This is a genomic window from Verrucosispora sioxanthis (genome assembly GCF_010560025.1).
Classification (GTDB): Bacteria; Actinomycetota; Actinomycetes; order Mycobacteriales; family Micromonosporaceae; genus Micromonospora; species Micromonospora palythoicola.
Genome location: NZ_SAIY01000007.1, coordinates 20,040 through 41,899, shown reverse-complemented (window position 1 = coordinate 41,899; position 21,860 = coordinate 20,040). Strand labels below are relative to the sequence as shown.

General features: G+C 70.8%; 18 protein-coding genes, 1 tRNA gene, 1 pseudogene and 1 riboswitch. Of the genes and pseudogenes, 14 read left to right on the top strand and 6 right to left on the bottom strand.

Annotated elements, in window-relative coordinates:
* Nucleotides 1–13 precede the first annotated feature (13 nt).
* From ENC19_RS20360 to ENC19_RS20340, 5 genes are read left to right on the top strand one after another with little or no spacing between them, the layout of a single operon-like run.
* On the top strand, nt 14–1,501 hold the full coding sequence (locus tag ENC19_RS20360) for an FtsW/RodA/SpoVE family cell cycle protein (RefSeq protein ID WP_164448718.1): 1,488 nt from the start codon (nt 14–16) through the stop codon (nt 1,499–1,501).
* Nucleotides 1,498–3,003: a peptidoglycan D,D-transpeptidase FtsI family protein gene (locus ENC19_RS20355; protein WP_164448717.1), complete on the top strand. Its 1,506-nt coding sequence runs from the start codon at nt 1,498–1,500 to the stop codon at nt 3,001–3,003. Before ENC19_RS20360 ends, ENC19_RS20355 begins: the two co-directional genes overlap by 4 nt.
* A gap of 1 nt (nt 3,004) precedes the next feature.
* On the top strand, nt 3,005–4,375 hold the full coding sequence (locus ENC19_RS20350) for a serine/threonine-protein kinase (RefSeq protein ID WP_164448716.1): 1,371 nt from the start codon (nt 3,005–3,007) through the stop codon (nt 4,373–4,375).
* The gene (pknB, locus tag ENC19_RS20345) at nt 4,372–6,192 is read left to right on the top strand and encodes a Stk1 family PASTA domain-containing Ser/Thr kinase (protein ID WP_164448715.1); all 1,821 of its coding nucleotides are present in this window, start codon (nt 4,372–4,374) and stop codon (nt 6,190–6,192) included. The genes ENC19_RS20350 and pknB overlap by 4 nt, the downstream gene beginning before the upstream one ends.
* Nucleotides 6,189–6,908, top strand: a complete 720-nt coding sequence (locus ENC19_RS20340) for a SanA/YdcF family protein (protein WP_328824313.1) — start codon at nt 6,189–6,191, stop codon at nt 6,906–6,908. The genes pknB and ENC19_RS20340 overlap by 4 nt, the downstream gene beginning before the upstream one ends.
* Nucleotides 6,909–6,927: 19 nt before the next feature.
* Here ENC19_RS20340 and ENC19_RS20335 read toward each other — a convergent pair whose 3' ends face one another.
* The 3 genes and pseudogenes from ENC19_RS20335 to ENC19_RS20325 all read right to left on the bottom strand — a co-directional run.
* Nucleotides 6,928–7,578: an aminodeoxychorismate/anthranilate synthase component II gene (locus ENC19_RS20335; RefSeq protein WP_164448714.1), complete on the bottom strand. Its 651-nt coding sequence runs from the start codon at nt 7,576–7,578 to the stop codon at nt 6,928–6,930.
* 5 nt (nt 7,579–7,583) lie between these two features.
* Nucleotides 7,584–7,886, bottom strand: coding sequence for a hypothetical protein (locus ENC19_RS20330; RefSeq protein WP_164448713.1), 303 nt, complete (start codon nt 7,884–7,886; stop codon nt 7,584–7,586).
* A 2-nt stretch (nt 7,887–7,888) separates the two neighbouring features.
* Nucleotides 7,889–9,061, bottom strand: a pseudogene (locus ENC19_RS20325) (class E sortase); the annotation flags it as partial.
* A 301-nt stretch (nt 9,062–9,362) separates the two neighbouring features.
* On the opposite strand from ENC19_RS20325, the gene ENC19_RS20320 reads away from it, so the two are divergent.
* Nucleotides 9,363–9,518 (top strand): hypothetical protein, encoded by a 156-nt coding sequence (locus tag ENC19_RS20320; protein WP_164448712.1) that lies wholly within the window; start codon nt 9,363–9,365, stop codon nt 9,516–9,518.
* Nucleotides 9,519–10,362: 844 nt separating this feature from the next.
* Here ENC19_RS20320 and ENC19_RS20315 read toward each other — a convergent pair.
* A complete protein-coding gene (locus ENC19_RS20315) occupies nt 10,363–11,172 on the bottom strand; it encodes a DUF881 domain-containing protein (protein ID WP_164448711.1) in 810 nt (269 codons plus the stop codon).
* Between the two features lie 225 nt (nt 11,173–11,397).
* On the opposite strand from ENC19_RS20315, the gene ENC19_RS20310 reads away from it, so the two are divergent.
* From ENC19_RS20310 to ENC19_RS20295, 4 genes are all read left to right on the top strand, one after another.
* Nucleotides 11,398–11,664, top strand: coding sequence for a cell division protein CrgA (locus tag ENC19_RS20310; RefSeq protein ID WP_093409169.1), 267 nt, complete (start codon nt 11,398–11,400; stop codon nt 11,662–11,664).
* A 275-nt stretch (nt 11,665–11,939) separates the two neighbouring features.
* Entirely contained in the window at nt 11,940–14,135 is a 2,196-nt protein-coding gene (locus ENC19_RS20305) for a (Fe-S)-binding protein (protein ID WP_164448710.1), read from the top strand.
* A gap of 268 nt (nt 14,136–14,403) precedes the next feature.
* The gene (locus tag ENC19_RS20300) at nt 14,404–15,399 is read left to right on the top strand and encodes a C40 family peptidase (RefSeq protein ID WP_164448709.1); all 996 of its coding nucleotides are present in this window, start codon (nt 14,404–14,406) and stop codon (nt 15,397–15,399) included.
* Between the two features lie 192 nt (nt 15,400–15,591).
* A riboswitch (cyclic di-AMP (ydaO/yuaA leader) is annotated at nt 15,592–15,726 on the top strand.
* A 12-nt stretch (nt 15,727–15,738) separates the two neighbouring features.
* Nucleotides 15,739–16,773, top strand: a complete 1,035-nt coding sequence (locus tag ENC19_RS20295; RefSeq protein WP_164448708.1) for an NlpC/P60 family protein — start codon at nt 15,739–15,741, stop codon at nt 16,771–16,773.
* 12 nt (nt 16,774–16,785) lie between these two features.
* Here ENC19_RS20295 and dcd read toward each other — a convergent pair whose 3' ends face one another.
* A complete protein-coding gene (gene dcd / locus ENC19_RS20290) occupies nt 16,786–17,364 on the bottom strand; it encodes a dCTP deaminase (protein ID WP_093409429.1) in 579 nt (192 codons plus the stop codon).
* A gap of 77 nt (nt 17,365–17,441) precedes the next feature.
* Between dcd and ENC19_RS20285 the strand changes: the two genes are divergently transcribed.
* Entirely contained in the window at nt 17,442–17,978 is a 537-nt protein-coding gene (locus ENC19_RS20285) for a pyridoxamine 5'-phosphate oxidase family protein (RefSeq protein WP_164448707.1), read from the top strand.
* 68 nt (nt 17,979–18,046) lie between these two features.
* On the opposite strand, the gene ENC19_RS20280 is transcribed toward ENC19_RS20285, so the two are convergent.
* Nucleotides 18,047–19,051 carry a zinc metalloprotease gene (locus ENC19_RS20280; protein ID WP_164448706.1) on the bottom strand — a complete coding sequence of 335 codons (1,005 nt, stop codon included), beginning with the start codon at nt 19,049–19,051 and terminating at the stop codon, nt 18,047–18,049.
* A gap of 314 nt (nt 19,052–19,365) precedes the next feature.
* Between ENC19_RS20280 and ENC19_RS20275 the strand changes: the two genes are divergently transcribed.
* The 3 genes from ENC19_RS20275 to ENC19_RS20265 all read left to right on the top strand — a co-directional run bounded on the left by ENC19_RS20275 (nt 19,366) and on the right by ENC19_RS20265 (nt 21,834).
* Nucleotides 19,366–19,436 (top strand) — tRNA-Gly (locus ENC19_RS20275).
* 476 nt (nt 19,437–19,912) lie between these two features.
* Nucleotides 19,913–20,833 (top strand): hypothetical protein, encoded by a 921-nt coding sequence (locus tag ENC19_RS20270; protein ID WP_164448705.1) that lies wholly within the window; start codon nt 19,913–19,915, stop codon nt 20,831–20,833.
* Nucleotides 20,834–20,931: 98 nt separating this feature from the next.
* Nucleotides 20,932–21,834: an LLM class flavin-dependent oxidoreductase gene (locus ENC19_RS20265; RefSeq protein ID WP_164448704.1), complete on the top strand. Its 903-nt coding sequence runs from the start codon at nt 20,932–20,934 to the stop codon at nt 21,832–21,834.
* The last annotated feature ends 26 nt before the right edge of the window (nt 21,835–21,860 follow it).

The following is a 21,860-nucleotide window of genomic DNA, read 5'->3' as shown; positions in this document are numbered from 1 at the left end:
CCCGAGGACGATCGTGACCGCAGCGGCCACCCCGGCATCCTCGCCCGCGACCGCGGGCGAGCGACCCGGCGTACGCATGGCCCGGTCCCGCCGCAACGCCGAGCTGTCGCTGCTGCTGCTGGCGATGGCGCTGGTGGCCGCGTACGGGGCGATGGTCGAGGCGAACGTGCTCGACACGGTCACGCCGGGCTTCTGGGTGCCGGCCGCCACGCTCACCGCGGTGTTCCTCGGCATGCACCTGGTGATCCGGTTTCTGGCGCCCTTCGCCGATCCGGCGCTGCTACCGGCGGTGGCCCTGCTCAACGGGCTGGGCGTCGGCTTCCTGCGCCGGCTCGACCTCGCCAACGCGGCCCCCGAGGAGCGGGCCGACCTGGCCATCTTCGCCGGCACCGGCGGCCGCCAGCTCGCCTGGACGCTGATCTCGGTGGTCCTCGCCGGCGGCCTGCTGGCGTTGATGCGCGACCACCGGTCGATCTCCCGGTACGCGTACACCCTGGGTCTGGCGGGCATCGTGCTGGTCATGCTGCCGGCGGTGCTGCCGGCCAGCATCTCCGAGATCAACGGCGCGAAGCTCTGGGTACGCATCGGCAGCTTCTCGATCCAGCCCGGCGAGTTCGCCAAGCTCGCCCTGCTCGTCTTCTTCGCCTACTACCTGGTGCGCAAGCGCGAGGTGCTGTCGCTGGCGAGCCACCGGTTCCTCGGCATCGACTTCCCGCGCGGGCGCGACCTCGGCCCGGTGCTCGTCGTCTGGGTGATCAGCCTGCTGGTCCTCGTCTTCGAGAAGGACCTGGGCACCTCGCTGCTCTACTTCGGCATGTTCGTGGCCACGGTCTACATCGCCACCGAGCGGGTCAGCTGGCTGCTCATCGGCCTGGTCCTCTTCTTCGGCGGCGCCTACCTCGCGTACGTGCTCGGCGAGGCGGTGGGCGGTCCGTTCGCGAACTTCTATCTGCGGGCACAGATCTGGCTCGACCCGTTCGCCCAGCCCTACGACGACGGTTACCAACTGGTGCAGGGGCTGCTCGCGCTCGGCTCCGGCGGGTTGTTCGGTGCCGGGCCGGGCGGTGGTCAGCCGCTGATGCTGCCGGAGGTGCAGAACGACTTCATCTTCGCCGGCATCGGTGAGGAGATCGGCCTCTTCGGTCTCTCCGCGCTACTGGTGATCTACCTGCTCATCGTCGAGCGGGGTCTGCGGGCCGCCCTGGCGGTCCGGGACTCGTTCGGCAAGCTGCTCGCCGGTGGCCTGGCCTTCACCCTCGCGCTCCAGGTCTTCGTGATCGTCGGCGGGATCAGCAAGCTCATCCCGCTGACCGGTCAGACCACCCCGTTCCTCTCCGCCGGGGGCTCCTCGCTGATGGCGAACTGGCTGCTCATCGCGGTGCTGCTGCGCGTCTCCGACGCCGGTCGCCGGCCGGTCGACGGTGCCGGCGGCAAGGTGACCCGCCCATCCGGGCCGCCCGAGCAGCTGCACGGTGCCCCCACGGAGGTGATCAAGCCGTGAACGCACCGCTGCGTCGGGTCGGCGTCGTCGTGATCGTCCTGTTCGGGCTGCTCTTCGCAAACCTGAACTGGATCCAGGCCTACAAGGCCGACGAGTACCGCACCAGCGACTACAACGGTCGGGTCCAGGTCGCCAAGTACGACCGCAAGCGCGGCAACATCGAGGCCGGTGGCACCGCGCTGGCGGTCAGCAAGGAGACCGACGGCGAGCTGAAGTACCTGCGTACCTACCCGGGCGGCGCGAAGTACGCCCACGTGCTCGGGTACGAGCCGGTCAACGGCGCCGCCACCGGGCTGGAGCGCGCCGAGAACGACTTCCTCGCCGGCACCAGCGACCAGCTCATCGTCAACCGGCTGCGGGACATGGTCACCGGCGACACCACCGCCGGCGGCAACGTGCTGCTGACCCTGTCGAAGCGGGCGCAGGACACCGCGTACGACGAGTTGCGCGGCAACAACGTCGGGGCGACCAAGGGCGCGGCGATCGCCCTCGACCCGGCCACCGGGGCGGTGCAGGCACTGGTCTCCATTCCCAGCTTCGATCCCAACCCGCTGGCCAGCCACGACACCGACGAGGCGACCGCCGCGTACAACCGGCTCGAGCAGGAGGCGGGACGACCGCTGCGGAACCGGGCGCTCGGCGAGGTGCTGCCGCCGGGCTCCACCTTCAAGATCGTGGTGGCCGCGGCGGCGCTGGAGAACGGGATCACCAAGGAGACGAACATCCCGGCCGGATCGAGCTACACCCCGCCCACCTCCGGCGAGCCGATCCGCAACGCCGCGCCGTCGATCTGCCCCGAGTCGCAGGTGACCCTGATGAACGCGGTCACCGAGTCCTGCAACACCGGCTTCGCCAAGCTCGGCGTCCAGCTCGGTCCCGACGTGCTCAAGGAGAAGGCCCGGCAGTTCGGGTTCGAGCAGGAGGACCTGACCGTCGGCCGGCTCGGCGAGGGTGGGCTGAGCGTGGCGGCCAGCCGGACGGGCAGCATGGAGAACCCGGACGGCGGCCCCGACCCGGCGGCGCTGGCGCAGTCCTCCATCGGGCAGCGGGACGTGCGGATGACCCCGTTGCAGGGCGCCATGATCGCTGCCGCGGTGGCCAACGGCGGCAGCCAGATGCGGCCGTACCTGGTGCGTCAGCTGCTGGCACCGGACCGCACCACCGTCTACGACACCGCCAACCCGCGCGAGCTGCGCCGGCCGGTGAGCAATCAGGTCGCCGCCGACCTGCGGGACATGATGGTCAGCGCGGTGGAGAACGGCACCGGCCGCAACGCCCGGATCAACGGCTACACCGTCGGTGGCAAGACCGGTACCGCACAGTCCGCGCCGGACCGCCCGGACCACGGTTGGTTCATCGGCTTCGCGCTCGACTCCGAGGGCAAGCCGGTCTCCGCCGTCTGTGTCGTCCTGGAGGAGGCGGGCAGCGGCGGCAGCGCCGAGGCCGCCCGGATCGCCGGTCAGATCATGCGGGCCGCCATCGCCGAGCCCGGAGGGCGCTGACATGCTCAGTCCGGGGGTCCAACTCGGTAACCGCTACCGCCTCGACGAGCGGATCGCCAGCGGCGGCATGGGCGACGTCTGGCGCGGCACCGACCAGGTGCTCGGTCGTACGGTGGCGGTCAAGAGCCTGCTCCCGGCGTTGCTGGACGAGCCCGGCTTCGCCGAGCGGTTCCGCGGCGAGGCCCGCACCATGGCCACGATCAACCACCCCGGCGTGGTCGACGTCTACGACTTCGGCAACGACCAGCACATCGCCTTCCTGGTGATGGAGTACGTCGAGGGCGATCCCCTGTCGGCGACGCTGAGTCGGGTCGGCCGGCTCACCCCGGCGCGGACCATGGCGCTCGTCGCCCAGGCCGCCGACGCGCTGCACGCCGCGCACGTGAAGGGCATCGTGCACCGGGACGTGAAGCCCGGCAACCTGCTGGTCCGCCCCAACGGCACGCTGGTGCTCACCGACTTCGGCATCGCCCGGTCGGACCTGGTCGGGCAGCTCACCGCGGCCGGCTCGGTGCTCGGCACCGCGTCGTACATCTCGCCGGAGCAGGCCACCGGCCAGGTCGCCACCCCCGCCTCCGACGTCTACGCGCTCGGCGTGGTCGCCTACCAGTGCCTCGCCGGACGGCGGCCCTTCGAGGGTGACAACCCTCTCGACATCGCGATGCGGCACGTCCGGGAGACGCCCCGGCCGCTGCCCTCCGACATCCCGCCCCAGGTCCGCGCGCTCGTCGAGCGGGCGTTGGCGAAGGACCCGAAGGATCGTTGGCCGAGCGCCGCGACGCTGGCCGGTGCGGCCCGGCAGTTGAAGACCGCGCTGTCCCGGCAGGCCCGGGCCGGTGGGCAGGCCGCACCGATCTCCGCCGCGCCGGCCTCCCCGGCACCCGGCCGCGCGCAGGTTCCGCCGCCGCAGGCACCGCGTCCGGTGGCGGCCCCGCACTCCCCGGCCCCGGCGCATCCGCCGGCCATGGGGCACCGACCGCCGCCGAGCCACCCACCGGCTGCCCCGCACCGTCCCACCGCAGTGGCACCGGCCGCCGCCGGCTACCCGCGCGGGGCGGCCACGGTCCCGCCCGGGTACGCTCCGCAGCCCGGACCGTCACGCCCGGTACCCCGACGGTCACGATCCGGCATGGTCTTCCTGGTCATCATGCTTGGCGCACTGGTCCTCATCTGCTCCGGCGTGATTTCCTACCAACTGCGGAACAACCTCGGCGCGGGCACGCCGGGGACACTTTCCGTGCCAACGGTGACGTCCGACGCGCTGCGGCCTGACGGGCGAGACGATCTGGTCGATACGGCGTACCGTCGACTGGATCAGCCCCGACCGGGCGGCGACGTGACGACGACGAGCGAAGGACGACAGACGCGATGACAGCGCAGGCCCGCCTGCTCGGTGGCAGGTACCAGGTCGGCGAGCTGCTCGGGTACGGCGGCATGGCCGAGGTGCATCGCGGCCGTGACCTGCGGCTCGGCCGGGACGTCGCGATCAAGATGCTCCGCGCCGACCTGGCGCGGGACGCCACCTTCCAGATGCGTTTCCGGCGGGAGGCGCAGAACGCCGCCTCGCTCAACCACCCGGCCATCGTCGCCGTCTACGACACCGGTGAGGAGCAGGCGCCGACCGGCGAGACCCTGCCGTTCATCGTGATGGAGTTCGTGAACGGGCGCACGCTGAAGGAGGTGCTCGGCGCCGAGGGCCGGTTGCAGCCCCGGCGGGCGCTGGAGATCTCCGCCGACATCTGCGCCGCGCTGGACTTCAGCCACCGGCACGGCATCATCCACCGCGACATCAAGCCGGGCAACGTGATGCTCACCCAGACCGGCCAGGTCAAGGTGATGGACTTCGGCATCGCCCGGGCGCTGGCCAGCGGCGCCACCACGATGACGCAGACCAGCGCGGTCATCGGCACCGCGCAGTACCTCTCCCCGGAACAGGCGCGCGGCGAGGCGGTCGACGCCCGCTCCGATGTGTACGCGGCCGGCTGCGTGCTCTTCGAGTTGCTCTGCGGGCATCCGCCGTTCGTCGGCGACAGCCCGGTCAGCGTGGCGTACCAGCACGTGCGGGAGGCTCCGCCGACCCCGAGCGACATCAATCCGGATGTCAACCCGGCGGTCGACGCGATCGTGCTCAAGGCACTGTCGAAGAACCCGCTCAACCGCTACCAGAGCGCCGGGGAGATGCGGGCCGACCTGCTCCGCGCGGCAGCCGGCCGGCCGGTGCTGGCGACCCCGGTGATGCGCGAGGACGAGACCGTGGCGATGGCCGCGGCCGGCCACCCGGGCTACCCGGCGGGGGGCGCGACGCAGACCCGGCAGATTCCCGCCCGAGTGGGTGATCCGCGTCAGCGCAAGGCGTCGTCCTGGCTGATCGCCACGTTCGCCGCGCTCGGCGTGCTCGCGGTGATCGCCCTGGTCGCCGCCCTGCTGCTGAACCAGCGCGACGAGCCGCAGGACGTCGCGGTGCCCACGGTCACCGGGCTGAGCCAGGACGACGCGTTCGCCCAGATCCAGCGGGACGGCTTCGTGCCGGCACTCGGCGATCCGGAGTTCACCTCGGACTGCAAGGAGGGGACGGTCACCAACCAGTCCCCACCCCCCGGCGAACGGGCGGAACCGAACAGCACGGTGACCGTACGCATCTGCGGTGGCAAGCCCGAGGTGACCATCCCACCCGGCCTTGTCGGCAGCACGCGGGAGGCCGCGCAGACGCAGCTCGAGAACCTCAAACTCGATGTCAAGATCGAGGAAGTCAACAACTCGGCCACCGAAGGCCAGGTGTTGAAGGTCGATCCGCCATCGGGTGAGAAGGTCGCAGAGGGCACTGAGATCACCCTCACCGTGTCCAGGGGCAACGTCGTGGCGGTGCCCTCGGTCGTCGGCCTGCCCCAGGCCGAGGCGAAGCGGACGTTGGAGCGTGCCGGCTTCGAGGTCGACACCGAACTCGGTCCGGAGGTGCCCGCCGATCAGGCCGGGCGGGTGGTCGACCAGAGTCCGAACGCCAACGCCGAGCGCACCAAGGGCAGCACGGTGAAGATCATCGTGTCGGTGCCGGAGCCGGAGGATCCCGATCCGCCGACCCAGACCCCGCCGACCACCGGTGCTCCCACCACGCCGCCGCCGGACGATGACGACGAGGGTGGCGGCGGCGGGCTCCTGCCCTCCTTCTCTCCGTTCCGTCTCGGGGAGTGACGCCGCCGACCCCTTCGGTCGACCTGGTGAAGCGCCGGCGGCGACGCCTGCTGCGGCTGGCCGTACCGGTCTTTGTCGCGCTGCTGCTGACCGTCAGTCTGCCCTGGCTCTGGACGACAGTCGGTGCGCGTGGCCACGTCCACCCGGCGGCGCAGGCTCCGACCGCCGACGTGGTGATCGTGCTGGGTACGGCCGTGACGGAGGACGGTCGACTGCCGGGCGTCCGGCTCGCCGGCCGCTTGGAGACCGCCGCCGAGTTGGTGCGCAGCGGTAAGGCCCGGGTGGTGCTCGTATCCGGCGACGGTGCGGGCCAGTCCGGCGACGAACCGGCGATCATGGCCGCTCACCTGACCGAGCAGCTCGGCGTCGATCCCCAGCGCGTCGTCGCCGACCCGAACGGGCTGGACACGTACGACAGTTGCCTGCGGGCCCGCCAGGTGTACGGCATCGAGCGTGCCCTCGTCGTCACCCAGTCGTATCACCTGTCCCGGGCGGTGACGCTGTGCCGGCATGTCGGCATCGACGCCGACGGGGTGACCGCCCGCTGCTCGGATTGCGGCACCGGCCTGCTGGTGCGCAAGGCGGCCCGGGACTACCTCGCCAGCGGCAAGGCGGCCTGGGACGCGTCCGCGATCGGCCACCGGCCGTCACCTCACCCGCCGATCCCGCCGTCTCCGACGCGCTGGCCCGCTGACCGCCGCCAGGGACCGGAGTGACGACCCCGAGACCTTATTCTCAGGTGGTGGCGAAGGCGGCGCGGCGGCGGGCGTCGACCTCGGCGGCCAGTTCCGGGGCGCGTTCCAGCGCCTCGGGGTGACCGCAGGCGGCGAGCCAGTTGGCCAGCATCAGGTGCCCGCCCTCGGTCAGCACCGACTCGGGATGGAACTGGACGCCCTCGATCGGCAGCGTGCGGTGTCGCATCGCCATCACGATCCCGGAGGCCGTCCAGCCGGTCACCTCCAGCTCGGTCGGCAGGGTTTCCCGCAGCACGGCGAGCGAGTGGTAGCGGGTCGCCGTGAACGGGTCGGGCAGCCCGGCGAGGACGCCGGTGTCGTCGTGCCGGACCTCCGAGGTCTTGCCGTGCAGCAGCTCCGGAGCCCGGGTGACGGTCGCTCCGAACGCCTCGCCGATGGCCTGGTGACCCAGGCACACCCCGAAGATCGGCAGCTTGCCGGCGTACTCGCGGATCACGTCGAGACAGACGCCAGCCCGGTCGGGGGTGCCCGGTCCCGGGGAGAGCAGGACGCCGGCCGCACCGACCCGGCCCACCTCGGCCACCTCGATCTCGTCGTTGCGGCGCACCTCGCACTCCACGCCGAGCTGGCCGAGGTACTGCACGAGGTTGAAGACGAACGAGTCGTAGTTGTCGATCACCAGGACGCGCATCGGGCTCACTCGTCCTCGTCCGGTGGCGGGGTGTTGTTCCGGTCGGTGTCGTACGGCAGGTCGTGCTCGTCGCCCGGTGGGGCGTCCTCGACCGCGCCGTCGTCCCCGGGCCCGACGTCGCCGTCCGGCCCGCCCGGTACGCCGGAGTCCTCCTGGGTCACCTGCACGTCGTCGAAGGGCAGCAGCGGTTCCGCCCAGGGAAACACCACGTACCACAGCAACGCCACCATGGTGGTGGCGAGCAGCAGGCTGCCGACGAGCTTGCCGGGCAGCCCGAAGGGCAGCTTGCGCCAGATCCAGGCGTACATCGTCAGGTCCCCAGCTCCGCCGGGCGTCCCTCGGCCTTCGGCTGGGTACGCGTCAACTCGGCGTGAATGATCAACCGCTCGTAGTTGTCGAACTTCGGGTTGCAGGTGGTCAGGGTCAGCATCCGTTTGGTCGGTTTCTCGCCCGGACGACCCGGCACCGGAGCCACCACCTCGACCTGGGTCGGCTTCACGACCAGGCTCTCGGTCACCTGGTAGACGTACCACTCGTTGCGGCCCTCGACCAGGATCGGGTCGCCCTCACGCAGCTCGTCCAGCCGCCAGAAGGTGGCCCGGTTCCGGTGCCCGGCCACGGAGAAGTTGCCCACCTGGCCCGGCATGGCGCTGTCCGGGTAGTGCCCCGGCGCGTACCGGATGTCCTGCTGGCCGACCCCCTCGACCACGATCCATTCCTTGTCGAACTTCGGAATGTAGAGGCCGGCGATCGGGGTGCCCTGCACCGCAGGTTTCGGCTTGGCGGACGGGCTGGCCGACGCGGACACCGTCGGGTCCGTCACCGGCTCGGGTGCCCACGCCTGGGCCAACTGCTCGCTCAGCTCGCCCTGGTGGGCGTCGACGATCGCCGACTTGCCCCAGATCTCGTAGCCGGCGAAGAGCAGCACCACCAGGCCGAAGGTGATCAGCAGTTCGCCGCTGAACCGGAGACCGGTGCGTACCCGGGACCACAGCGACGGTCGGGTCAGCTCCGAGTAGACGCTCTTGTAGCCCTCACCCGTCTGGTGGGGGCGTAGTTGCACCACCCGGTCGCCACGCCGCGGCTTCGGTGCCTCGGCGGGCTGGTCGGCACCGTCCGACGGTTCCTCGCTCCTGGGCGGCCGAGGTACGGCACCCATCAGGGCGGTCGAGTCCAGGACCGGCGGAGCGCTCGGCCTGGCGGCGGTGACCGCCGGGATGAGGGCGGTCGCCGCCGGGTCGGCCGACCGGCCCGGCGCGGACGGCTGGCCGGCTGCGGACGGCTGGCCGGGTGCGGGAGCTTGCCCCGGTGCCGTCGGCTGGCCGGGTGCCGCCGGGCGGGCCTGCTGACCCGAGGTGGAGTTGACCGGACGGTCCGTGGCCGCCGGGCTGCCCGGGACGGCCGCAGTGCCGGGATGGCCGTTCGTCGCCTGAGTCGCCCTGGTCGACTCCGTCCCCGGCCGGCTGCCGGACCGGCGACGTCGCCGACCTTCGGTATCAGCGCGGTCGGGCCCTCACCGGACCAGTCACTCTGACCGGGTCCGCGTTCCGGCGACTGCCGTGCCGGCTCGACGCCCGCTGCGCGCCGACTCTCGGCGGACCAGGACGGTACGGCCGGCGGCTGGCCCGGCACCGGGTACGCCGAACCGTTCCCGGCGGGCCTGTCCTGGCCGGCCTGCCCGGCATGTGGCGACTGCGGTGCCGACCTGTCCTGACTTGGCTGGCCGGGACGCGGCGGCTGGACCGGGCCGTTGGTGCTCGCCGGTCCGACGAACGGCGCCTGCGATGCTGGCGCTGCGCCGGCAGGCTGCCCGGACCGGGGCGTGGCGGCTGCGGTGCCGACGCTGCGGTGCCGGCCTGGCCGGCACCGGGACGCGGCGCGTGCTCACCGTGGGGTGCGCCGAACTGCGGGTTCGGCGTGGCTGGCGACGGCTGTGGTGACGGACCGGTCGGTGGCGTGGCCGGGCGTATGGTGGCGGGGTTCGTGGCCCCGCCAGGCTGCCTCGGCGGCTCGCGGTCGGGCCAGGTCGCGCCACCGCTGGGTGGCGTCGGTGCGGTCCCGGCCCGGCTCGGACCGGGCGTTTGGGTGCCGGGCCAGGGCGGTGGGGTGCCGGTGACGCCCGGATGACCGGATCCGGCGTGACCGCCGTCCGGGGCTGTTGGGCGGCTGCCGCTCGGTGGCTGCTGTTGGGGGTCGCTCGGGCGCCGGGTGGGCTGGAAGGCGCCGTGCCACGGCGTGGGCCCTACCGGAATGTCCGGCTGACCCGACGGCAGGGGCACGCCATGCCACTGGTCGTTGTCTCCCGCGCTCTGCGGCGGACCGGATGCGCCACGAACCGAACCGGGCACGGAGTCCCACTGGTTGGCCGTGCGGTCGGGATCCGCTGGACGCTGCGCGCCGGGTGCCGGATCCCACTGGTTGGCGCCACGACCGGTGGTCGCGGCGGTGTCCCACTGGTGCGCCGGCGGTGCCGGGTCCCATCGGCCGGAGCCGGCGGGCGAGGTGGGCTCGGCGGTCCCGTCGAAACGGCCGGAGTTGGTCGGCCGCTGGCCGTCCGGCAGCCGACCCCCGGCGGCAGCCTGATCGGTCGGCCGCCGAGCTGGGGTCGGCGACGGATCGTGCGGTGCCGGCGATGGTCCGGACCGGGTGGGCAGCACCGGGTCGGGCCAGGCACCCGCCGTCCGGGCGTCGGCGGACTCGGCCCGGTCGACCTTGGGCAGGAAGGCGGTGGGCTCGTCGGTCTGGTCGCGGTGCCGACCGTCTGACTGCGGGCTCACCGGGGGCTCACTGCGGCACCGCCGGCACCGTCGCCGAACGCAGGGTGGTGGAGTCCTCGAAGGCGGGCACCGTGACGGTGCCAGGGGTCTCTGAGTAGCCGAGTTGGTAGTTGTCGACCGCGTCCCTGAACCACCGGACTCCCTCGGAAGCGGCGAGGGCCTGCCGGAGTGCGGCGGGATCGCCAATTGCTACGATCTTGAAAGGTGGGGAGTACACCCGGCCGTGCAACAGCAGGGTGTTACCCACGCAGCGTACCGCGCTGGTCGTCAGGACGCGCACGTTCATGATTGACATCGCCTCGGCACCGCCGGCCCAGAGCGCGTTGACCACCGCCTGCACGTCGCCCTGGTGGACGACCAGGTCGTCGTTGGAGGCACCTTCGGGCAGATTGCTCAACTGCGGTGCGTCGTTGAGCTCGACGGTCAGGCCGGTGCCGGTGAGGGCGGTGAAGCCGGCGGCGGCCCGGTTGGCGTCGGCCCGCTGCTGCTGTTCCCGGATCGGGCCGTTCGAGTTGGCCAGGACGGCTGTCCGGCTTTCCACTTCGCCGCGCAGCGTGGCGGCCCGCTGCTCGTTCGCCGCCACCTGCGCGCGGCGATCCTCGATCAGCTCGGTCAGTTGGGGTCGGCGATCCTCACGCAGGGCGGTGCCGCCCGCCGTCGTGGCCGTCGTGGTGAAGAGCAGGCCCGCCGCCAGGGCGATCAGCGGCACACCTACCGACCAGAACGGGCGGCGCTGACGTGGCCGCCGGGGCAGCAACCCGGCGACGAGTCGTCGCAGCGCCTTCTGCCACGACGCTGCGCCGGACGTGTACTCCACGGGCCAGTCCCCCTGCTCGTCGCGCTCCGACGCTACCCGGTGCGGGGCGCGGCGTCGGTCGTCCTGCTGCCGTTTTCCGGTGCTGCCCGGTACCGGTCTCACCTCATTCGTGGATCGGACGGGTGTTCCGGACTACGCTAGCTGTCGAACATTATTGGCCATGGACCGTCGCCCTCGCGCCCGGTTGTCAGGCCGGACGAGGTCGTAACCCCTCTGGAGAGCGCCGTGCCCAAGTCTCAGGTCCGCAAGAAGAAGGTGTACACCCCGCCCACGGACGTCCGCCCGACGGCGACGACCGCGGCAACCAACAAGCCCAGCCCGGTGTGGCTGCCGGTTCTGGCGGTGTCGCTGATCGTCTTCGGCATCGGTTGGCTGGTGGTCTACTACCTCTCCGAGCAGGAGTACCCGGTCATGGAGCTGGGGTACTGGAACCTGGCGGTCGGGTTCGGCGCGATGGTCGCCTCCCTGATCGTGCTCTCCCGCTGGCGCTGACCCGCAGCTCAAGGCCGTGGCTGCCCGGCACCTCCGGCGGCCCGCCCGAGCGGCGGTGCCGCCGGCCTCCTAAGGTGTGCCAAGGGCAGCGTGGCCCCGGGTGCGAGATGACTCACGTTACTGCTGGGTAACCTTGCGCGTAGGCTGCACTGCATGACCGAGCGGAGCGAGGTCATCGACCGATCGGGTTGAGGTGCGGCGGCGTTGGTCGACGATCGCACCGACGCCGCCGGTCGCCGAGCCGTCGACAGGCAGCAGACCGGGAGGCCAACTCGATGGGCAGCGTCCAGATCGTCACCACGATCCTCGCGGCCGCCATCACCGCCGTTGCGGTGTGGCTTGCGGTACGCGCGGTCTCGAAGATGGTGGCCGTCATCCGGCTGGGTCAGCCCGATCCGACCCGTTCCGGCGACAAGATCAGCCGCACCAGGACCATGCTGGCGGAGACCGCCGGGCACACCCGGATGCTCCGTTGGAGCGTGGTGGGTGCGGCGCACTGGTTCGTGATGGTCGGCTTCGTCGTGCTGTCGCTGCTGGTGCTCGAGGCGTACTTCGAGGTGGTGTCGCCGACCGGCGGGCTGCCGCTGATCGGCGGCTGGACGCTCTACGGGTTGGTCACCGAGTGGATCGGCATCCTGGGCGTGGTCGGCATCGGCGTCCTGATCGCGATCCGGCTGGCGAATCGGCCGAACCGGGCGGGACGCCGGTCGCGGTTCACCGGCTCCACCATGTGGCAGGGCTACTTCGTCGAGGCGGTCGTCCTCGCCGTACTGGTCATGGGGTTTCTGATCCGGGGCTTCAAGGTGGCCACCGATCACTTCGAGTACCCCACCTGGGCCACCCCGCTCAGTCACGCCGTCGGCGCCGCGCTCCCCGGCTGGGAGTCCGGCGTCAGCGTCGCTGCGCTCGTCAAGATCTCGATCTCGATGGTCTGGGTCATCGTGATCTCGTTGAACGTGACGATGGGTGTCGCCTGGCACCGTTTCCTCGCCTTCCCCAACATCTTCTTCAAGCGCAGGCCGGGTGCGGCCGGCTCGGGTCTCGGCGCGCTGCGGCCGATGATGAGCGACGGCAAGCCGCTCGACTTCGAGGAGGCCGACCCGGAGAAGGATCAGTTCGGCGTCGCCCAGGTCGAGCAGTTCACCTGGAAGGGGCTGCTGGACTTCAGCACCTGCACCGAGTGTGGCCGCTGCCAGTCGCAGTGCCCGGCGTGGAACACCGGAAAGCCGCTGTCGCCGAAGCTGCTGGTGCTCAGCCTGCGTGACCACGCGTATGCCAAGGCGCCCTACCTGCTGGCCGGTGGTGGGAAGGACCTGACCGGTGAGGAGAAGGCCACCGCGGCGCAACTCGCCCACCTCGACGTGCTGGCTCTCGCCGAGGCGGAGAAGCCGCTGATCGGTGACGCCGAGTCCGGTGGCGTCATCGACCCCGACGTGCTCTGGTCCTGCACCACCTGCGGTGCCTGCGTGGAGCAGTGCCCGGTGGACATCGAGCATGTCGACCACATCGTCGACATGCGTCGCTACCAGGTGCTCATCGAGTCCAGCTTCCCCTCCGAGGCCGGCGTGATGCTGCGCAACCTGGAGAACAAGGGCAACCCGTGGGGCGCGCCGCAGAACACCCGGGAGGACTGGACCAAGGGGCTCGACTTCGAGGTGCCCCGGGTCGGTGAGATCGAGGACTTCGAGTACCTGTTCTGGGTGGGCTGCGCCGGCGCGTTCGAGGACCGGGCGAAGAAGACCACCCGGGCGGTCGCGACCCTGCTCAACGAGGCAGGTGTCTCCTTCGCCATCCTCGGTGAGGGTGAGACCTGCTCCGGTGACCCGGCCCGCCGCATCGGCAACGAGTTCGTCTTCCAGATGCTCGCCCAGCAGAACGTCGAGACCCTGAACGAGGCGTTCGAGGGCCGGGAGAAGGCCAAGCGCAAGATCGTGGCCACCTGCCCACACTGCTTCAACACCCTGGGCAACGAGTACGGCCAACTGGGCGGTGAGTTCGAGGTGGTGCACCACACCCAGTTGCTGGCCCATCTGGTCGCCACCGGCAGGCTCACCCCGGTGCAGCCGGTCGACGGCGGGGTGACCTACCACGATCCCTGCTACCTCGGCCGGCACAACCGGGTCTTCACCCCGCCGCGTGAGGTGCTCGGCAGTGCGATCCAGGGCGAGTTGACCGAGATGCCCCGCAACAGCGAGCGCTCCTTCTGCTGCGGTGCGGGTGGTGCCCGCATGTGGATGGAGGAGCGCATCGGCAAGCGGATCAACGTGGACCGGGTCGAGGAGGCCATGTCCACCGGGGCGAGGACGGTCGCCGTCGGTTGTCCGTTCTGTTCGACGATGCTCACCGACGGGGTGAACGGCAAGGGTGCCGGAGAGCAGGTCGAGGTCATCGACGTGGCCAGCGTTCTGCTCCGCTCGGTCAAGCCCGAGCAGGTCGGCGGCGCCGAGGAGACCACGCCGGTGGCCGGCTGACCGGCCCGAACACACCGGGCGGGGCGGCACCCCTATCCAGTGCCGCCCCGCCCGGTTTTGTATTGGCGTACGTAACTATAACGAATCGGCCGACACCCTTTGTGTGCGTACCGTCGCGCAAAGGTGAATGAGCCGTTGGTCGCCTTGATTCCCCACCTACCGTTCCCTAATGTGGGGCACCGACCGCCATGGGTCGTCGGATCCCGCCACATACCTCTCGCGGGACGCCCGGTGGTCGGTTGCAAAGGAGACGCTGCCGGTGGCAACCATGCCCCTCCATCGTCGTGCGCCGGGACGATCCCGTCCGGGTGGCCTGCGTAGGGCCGCCCGCGGGCTGGTCGTCCTGGTCGCCGCCGCCGCGGTCGGTGCCGGCCTGCTCGCCGCCCCCGCGTACGCCGAGCCCTCGGTCGACGAGATCGAGGCCCAGATCGACAAGCAGTGGCAGAAGCTGGAACCCACCATCGAGCAGTACAACAAGGTGCGCTCCCAGCTGCGGGTCAACAAGCAGAAGTCGAAGAGCCTGGAGAAGAAGATCCAGCCGCTGGCCCTGGAGACCGAGCTGGCGATGAACCGGGTGGCCGATCTCGCCTCCCGGTACTACATCACCGGCCCGTCCAAGGAGATCGGTGTCGTCCTGCTCAACTCGAAGCCGAACGAGCTCGGCGAGCAGATGGCCTTCCTCGACCGGCTCGCCTCGCAGGAGCGCCGCGAGCTCGAAGGCGTCATGAAGATCCGCAAGAAGTACGACGACCAGAAGGCCAAGCTCGACGCCCTGATCGCCGACCAGGAGGCGAAGCAGAAGCAGCTGGCGGCCAAGAAGAAGCAGATCGACGCCGAGATCAAGCGGCTGGAGAAGTCGCTGCCGGTGACGACGGTGAAGACCACCAACTGCCCGACCATCAACGGTGTGGTCAGCGACGCCGCCCGCACGGCCATCCGGACCGCGTGCGCCCAGGTCGGCAAGCCGTACGTCTGGGGTGCCACCGGCCCGAACTCGTTCGACTGCTCGGGTCTGACCCAGTACGCGTACAAGGCCGCGGGGATCTACCTCACCCACTTCACCGGTGCCCAGTGGAACGAGGGCAAGGCCGTCTCCCGCGCCGATGCCCGTCCCGGCGATCTGGTCTTCTTCCGCAGCGACGTGAGCCACGTCGGGCTGTACCTCGGCAACAACCAGATGGTGCACGCGGCTCGCGCCGGCAAGCCGGTGAACGTCTCGCCCATCACGACCATGCCGGTCGCCGGTTTCCGCCGCCCCGGCTGAGCCGCCACCAGCGTCCGCTGAGCGGTCGCGTAGGAACGCCCGAGGGCCCCCGGTCAAGTCGACGGGGGCCCTCGCCGTTGTCGGGTATCAGCACCCACGGTAACGGTGCGGTTGTGTTGCGTATCGACGCCGATCGTCCCTACGCTGGGCAATCGTCGGCCGCTGGCAGGTCCGCCCACCCCGGGCGGTAACGGTCCGACACCGCCGAATCGCTCGTCAGCGAGCCGGGGAACCAGGTACCCGGGGTGAATCCGTGACGGTCACGGTAGGGCGTCCCTTCCCGCCCGAACCCGTCAGCTAACCCGGTAGGCGGTAGCGGAAGAAGGAGTGCTGAGCCCGGTGGCAGACCATGCCCCGCGGCCACCGTCACTGCGGCCGGGGATGCCCGGCCGACCGACGGCGGCGCCGCGTTCCAGCTGGTACCGCTGCATTCTCGCCGGCCTGGCCGCGACCGCTGTGATGCTGGTCGGTGGCGCGACGCAGGCCCGGGCCGAGCCCACGGTCGCCGACATCGAGCGCCAGATCGACGAGGACTGGAATCGGCTCGAACCCGTCATCGAGCAGCACAACGCAACCCGGCAGGACCTGGCCGGCAAGCGGCGGGAGGCGGACGCGCTGGCCGCCCGGATGGCACCGCTGCAACGCCAGGTGGACGAGGCCATGGACCGGGTCGGCAAGCTCGCCGCCCGCGCGTACAAGGGCGAACAGGTCCGGGTCGTCAACACGCTGCTCGGCAGCCGGTCGCCGGGCGAGGTGGTCGAGCAGCTCGGGCTGCTCGACCGGTACGCCCGCGTGCAGCAGCAGGACGTGCGGCACGCGAGTGACCTGCGCGACGAACTCGCCGAGGCCAAGGCCGGCCTGGACCGCACGATCGGCGAGCTGACCCGTACCGAGGCTGATCTCGCCGAGCGGCGGCGACAGATCGACGCCGAGATCGACAGGTTGCAACGGCTCCGGCTGCGGGCGTACGGGAAGGGTGGTGGTGGGCCGCTACGGCCGGCGCCCTGCCCGGCCAGCTACCCGGGTGGTGCGGCCGGCGAGGCGGTGACCTTCGCCTGCGCCCAGATCGGCAAGCCGTACTCCTGGGGCGCCGAGGGGCCCGACGCGTACGACTGTTCCGGGCTGACGTTGGCCGCCTGGTCGCGGGCCGGTGTCGCACTGCCGCACAACGCGGCGAGACAGCGCCGGGTCACCGAGTCGGTCAGTCGCGGCGCGTTGCGCCCCGGCGACCTGGTCTTCTACTACCGGGACCTGCACCATGTCGGGATGTACGTCGGCGACGGCTGGGTGGTGCACGCCTCCCGGGCGGGTCAACCGGTCAAGATGAAGCGGCTGGACAGCAGCCCGGTGCACAGTTTCGGCCGGCCCGGCTGAGGATCTGCGGTGTCAGCGGGTGGGCCAGGTGCGCCAGCTCTGCCAGGCACGACTGGGCGTCGGGCCGCGCTGACCCTGATAGCGGGAGCCGTAGACGGCCGAGCCGTACGGATGCTCGGCCGGCGAGGAGAGCCGGAAGATGCAGAGCTGCCCGATCTTCATCCCCGGCCAGAGGGTGATCGGCAGGTTTGCCACGTTGGACAGTTCCAGGGTGACGTGACCGGAGAAGCCGGGGTCGATGAAGCCGGCGGTGGAGTGGGTGAGCAGGCCGAGCCGTCCCAGGCTGGACTTGCCTTCGAGGCGGCCGGCGAGCTGGTCGCCCAGCGAGATGACCTCGAGCGTGGAGGCGAGGACGAACTCGCCCGGGTGCAGCACGAACGCCTGGCCGTCGGGCACCTCGACCGCGGAGGTGAGGTCGTCCTGTCGGGTGGCCGGGTCGATGTGGGTGTAGAGGTGGTTGTTGAAGACCCGGAAGAGTTTGTCCAGACGTACGTCGATGCTGGAGGGCTGCACCAGGGTGGGCTCGAACGGTTCGAGCGCCAGGGTGCCCGCCTTGATCTCGGAGACCAGGTCGCGGTCGGAGAGCAGCATCGCCACACCATAGCTGCCGGTATGCGACACGCGTGTCGGGCTACCCGCTTCGAACGTGTGTTCGATAGGATGTCGGCATGGCTTCCTGGTCCGAATTCGCCGCTGACGAGCCTCGACTCGCCGACGGGATCCGCCTTCTCATGCAGCAGTACGGCCCGGGCTTCGGCTACCTGGCCACGGTCCGCGCCGACGGCGGACCCCGGGTGCACCCGGTCTCTCCGGTGATCACCGACGACGGTCTCTACTGCTTCGTGATCGACTCACCGAAGCGGCGCGACCTGGAGCGCGACGGCCGTTACGCGCTGCACTCGTTTCCGCCGGAGGAGAGCGACGACGAGGCGTACGTCGCCGGGCGCGCCCGGCCCGTCACGGACGATGCCACCGTCGCCCGGCTGGCGTTCGCGGCGCGGGCCGCCCCGCACGCCGACTGGCGCCTGTTCGAGTTCACGGTCGACGTGGCGATGCTGGCCCGACGGGAGCAGTCGGTGGCTGGGCCGAGCGAGCTGGCGGCCCGTCCGGCGGTCCAGGTCTGGCTCGACCCGGCGGGCGCCACGCCCCAGGCCGCGCGCCCGGTGCCGGCCCACTCCGGGCGGCACCACAGCCGCGCCGCCTGACCCACACGCGCAGGTGCCGGCCCCGTTCGACGGAGCCGGCACCTGCGGTACGCGGTGCGGTGAACGCGCTATGCCGCGCGGTAGGAGTTCCAGGCGTTGATCATGCGGGTGGCCTGGCCCGGGGTGAACTGGTACATGCAGCCGTCGTACGAGTAGTCCATGAAGTTGGTGATCGGGTCCAGGCCCGAGCTTGAGCAGGTGTCCCGGCCGGTCGGGCAGCCGCTGGCCGGCGAGGCCTCGGCAGGGGTGTCCGACACCTGGTCACCGCTGCCGGAGCAGCCGCCCTGGAAGGTGTGGTACAGGTTCAGCCAGTGGCCGACCTCGTGGGTGCCGGTGTCACCCTGGTTGTAGTTGGTGGCGGTGCCGCCGGGCAGCGACTCGCTGAGCACGACTACGCCGTCCATCACGTTCAGGCTGCGCTGCGGGAAGGTCGCCCAGCCCAGCAGGTTGTTGCTGAGCGCGCCGAGGTAGATGTTGAGCGTCGCCTTGTTGCCCTGCCGCAGCTGGGTCTTCATCTGCCGCTCGGCCGACGAGCCCTGCCGGATCGGGTACCACGACGAGTTGGTCACCCGGTTGATGCTCTGCAACTGGAACGCGAAGGCGGTCGCGGCGCCACCCGTCGCACCGCTGAACGACTGGTTCAGCACGTTGATCTGGGACTGGATCATCGAGTCGGGGATGTTTCCGCCGGCCCGGGTCGTGTCGCGGCGAATCACGTGCACCACCACCGGGATGGTGACCGAGGCCGCAGCGGCCTGGGCGCTCAGCGTGCGTTGGCCAACTCGCTTGGCGCGCTCTTGCAGGATGTCGGCGAACTCGGCCTCGCGCTGGTGCACCTGGGCGAGGGTCAACTGGTTCGGATCGTGCTTGACGGCGCTGCCACCCTTGGCCCGGGCCAGGGTGCCCGTCGGATCCTCACACACCTCGTCGGCCGTGACGGCGGCCGCCGCCGGGCTCGCGGTCGTGGTGGCGGCCGGCAGGAGGCCGACCGTGGCCACGCCGAGCACCAGTGCGAGCGACGTCGATGCGATGCCGGCCGTACGCCGGTTCAGCAGGACGGGACGCAGTCCCATATGCCCACCTCTTTCTGGCGACGCGACCGGGGGGTTGTGTCGCGCCGTGCGGAAAACGTGGGGCAGACGTTACAACCGATAGACAGATTTGAACATGGCCATATGTTGCGGTGTTGAAACTTCTTGCCGGTCCGTCCGGCCACCTCGCCCGGAGTCCAAGATCCACGCACTTTCGGTGATGTTGCTGCCTCCGGCCCGCCGCGACGCAGCAACATCGGGGATCCTGCTGTCTCGGACCGACCGCGACGCGCAGCGCGCGGGGGTGGAGCCCTGGATGCATCAGCGTGGGCGGCTCGGGTAGAGTGATTTCGCTTGCGGGTGTAGTTCAATGGCAGAACATCAGCTTCCCAAGCTGACAGTGCGGGTTCGATTCCCGTCACCCGCTCGGATCTGAAGGCCCTGGCCAGGACGCATGTCCGCCGGGGCCTTCGACGTTCCGTCGCCCCGAGCACCCCACGGGCCACTCGGTAGCGCCCTGCGGCGTCGTTCATGACGCGGTGGTCCCATAGCCCGCCGGCATCCCGGTCTGCTGGCACTCGGTCTGCGGCGCGTCGCGTCCCTCATTGCCCGGAATTCCTATCCTCACGGTCATGGGAGCTCTCAAGCCGTGGCACCTGATCGTCCTGACGTTCTGCTGCCTCCTGCCGGCTGCGGTGGCCATCGCCGGTGGTGTCTGGGCGGTCAGTCAATCTCGTGACCGTCGCTGAGGACCTGCGCGTCGGCCGGCAGTCTGGCGTCGGATTGGTGCCGAAGCGCCGAAGAGAGCCAACTGTCCACTTTGACCCTCGGGGTCATGCGGCCGGCCCGCCGTTCCTAGGCTCTCCAGCGAGGAACGCCTATTCCCTGGAGAAAGAGGCATCCATGACCATGCGCACCAGGCGGGCCATCGCGGCAACGCTCATCACGGGCGTCGTGACCGCGACCGGCCTGCTGACGGGGGTGGCTGCGGCTCAGGCGGAGCCGGTGACCGCCGGCACCTTCACGATGACCGGTGACCCCGGCGACTACATCACCGGAGGCGCCACCTACAGCTACGACGTCGCCGCAGGCGACCGGATGTCGATCCGCGCCGACGACCAGCTTCGCGGCGTCTACCTGTCGATCGAGGGCAGCAACGGTGACTGGTGGTCGATGGACCTAAAGGCGCCGGCTGGGCAGCAGCTCGCCGTGGGCAACTACCCGGACGCCACCCGCGCACCGTTCAGTGGTGCGGGTGCCGGCATCGACATCAGCGGCAACGGTCGGGGCTGCAACACGATCACGGGCTCGTTCGTGGTCGCCGACGTGGCTTTCGGCCCGCACGGCTACGTGGAGCGGCTCGACGCCACCTTCGAGCAGCACTGCGAGGGCGGCACGCCGGCTCTGCGCGGGCGGGTCGTGATCGGCAATCCGCCGCCGCCGGCTCCGCTGGAGTTCACCGTCACGCCAGCTGCGGACGGCGTCTTCAGCAAGCTGAACGGCAAGGCCACGGTGCATGGCACGGTGGTCTGCAACGCGGACGCGACGGTGCAACTCAGCGGCCTGGTCACCCAGGTCAAGAACAAGGTCATCATTCGCGGCCCGTTCAGCGGCCGGGTCGACTGCGTCCAGGGTGAGACGGCGTCGTGGTCCGCCACGGCGGACCCGACCGGCACCACCCCGTTCCAGCGGGGGAAGGTCGAGGTCACCGGCAGCGCCTGGGCGAACGACCCGAACTACCAGGGTGAGACCGTGCAGGTCAAGATTCCTGCGACCACGGTGACGCTGACCCGGGCGCCGGCAGCTGTCGAAGCCCTCATGTGAGCGCGGCGGGACTGACGCGCCCGCCGATGAACCACCAGGGGCCCGGTCCGAGGAGAGGTCCTCGGGCCGGGCCCCGCCCGTGAACCGGAGGTGCGACCATGGCCCCGCGTACGCTGGCGATCATGCGGATAGGCATCGTGATCCTGCCCGACCAGCGCTGGTCGGTGTCGCGGCACCGGTGGCGACGAGCCGACGAGTGGGGCTTCGACCACGCCTGGACGTACGACCATCTGGGCTGGCGCGATCTGGTGGACGGGCCCTGGTTCGACTCGATGACCACGTTGACCGCCGCCGCGACGGTGACCAAGCGGATCCGTCTCGGCACGCTCGTCGCCTCACCGAACTTTCGGCATCCGGCGGCCTTTGCCCGGCAGGTGACCGCGCTGGACGACGTCTCCGACGGGCGGACGCTGCTCGGCCTCGGCGCAGGCGGCATCGGGTTCGACGCCGCCGTCCTCGGCGGTGAGACGCTGCCTCCACGGCAACGGGTGGACCGGTTCGCCGAGTTCACCGAGTTGCTCGACACCATCCTGCGGCGGGACGGCACCACCTGGCGGGGCGACTGGTTCGCGGCGGTCGACGCGCGGAGCAATCCGGGCTGCGTGCAGGAACCCCGGGCGCCGTTCGTGGTGGCCGCCAACGGACCCCGGTCGATGCGGATCGCGGCCCGCTTCGGGCAGGGCTGGGTGACCACCGGGCCCGCCGTCGACGACCTGGACGACTGGTGGACCGGGGTGGCCGAGTTGACCAGTCGGCTCGACGCGACCCTGGCGGCGCAGGGACGGGACCCGGCCAGCCTGGACCGCTACCTCTCGCTGGACTCGGCACCGGTCTTCTCGTTGAGCAGCGCGCAGTTCTTCGCCGATCAGGTGGAGCGGGCGGCGAAGCTAGGTTTCACCGATGTGATCACGCACTGGCCACGGGCGAGCAGTTGGTACGCCGGTGACGAGGCGGTCCTGGTGGAAGTCGCCACCCGTGTCCTGCCCGAGCTGCGTCGATGAGCCGGCGCACCGCCGGGTCGGTGCAG

Excerpts from the sequence above, each read along its gene's own strand:
- ENC19_RS20320 (WP_164448712.1), top strand. The coding sequence starts at position 9,363 with ATGCTGGCGCTGCGCCGGCAGGCTGCCCGGACCGGGGCGTGGCGGCTG.
- dcd (WP_093409429.1), bottom strand. The coding sequence starts at position 17,364 with ATGCTGCTCTCCGACCGCGACCTGGTCTCCGAGATCAAGGCGGGCACC.
- ENC19_RS20335 (WP_164448714.1), bottom strand. The coding sequence starts at position 7,578 with ATGCGCGTCCTGGTGATCGACAACTACGACTCGTTCGTCTTCAACCTC.
- ENC19_RS20285 (WP_164448707.1), top strand. The coding sequence starts at position 17,442 with ATGGCTTCCTGGTCCGAATTCGCCGCTGACGAGCCTCGACTCGCCGAC.
- ENC19_RS20350 (WP_164448716.1), top strand. The coding sequence starts at position 3,005 with ATGCTCAGTCCGGGGGTCCAACTCGGTAACCGCTACCGCCTCGACGAG.
- ENC19_RS20265 (WP_164448704.1), top strand. The coding sequence starts at position 20,932 with ATGGCCCCGCGTACGCTGGCGATCATGCGGATAGGCATCGTGATCCTG.
- ENC19_RS20300 (WP_164448709.1), top strand. The coding sequence starts at position 14,404 with ATGCCCCTCCATCGTCGTGCGCCGGGACGATCCCGTCCGGGTGGCCTG.
- pknB (WP_164448715.1), top strand. The coding sequence starts at position 4,372 with ATGACAGCGCAGGCCCGCCTGCTCGGTGGCAGGTACCAGGTCGGCGAG.
- ENC19_RS20305 (WP_164448710.1), top strand. The coding sequence starts at position 11,940 with ATGGGCAGCGTCCAGATCGTCACCACGATCCTCGCGGCCGCCATCACC.
- ENC19_RS20270 (WP_164448705.1), top strand. The coding sequence starts at position 19,913 with ATGACCATGCGCACCAGGCGGGCCATCGCGGCAACGCTCATCACGGGC.
- ENC19_RS20330 (WP_164448713.1), bottom strand. The coding sequence starts at position 7,886 with ATGTACGCCTGGATCTGGCGCAAGCTGCCCTTCGGGCTGCCCGGCAAG.
- ENC19_RS20280 (WP_164448706.1), bottom strand. The coding sequence starts at position 19,051 with ATGGGACTGCGTCCCGTCCTGCTGAACCGGCGTACGGCCGGCATCGCA.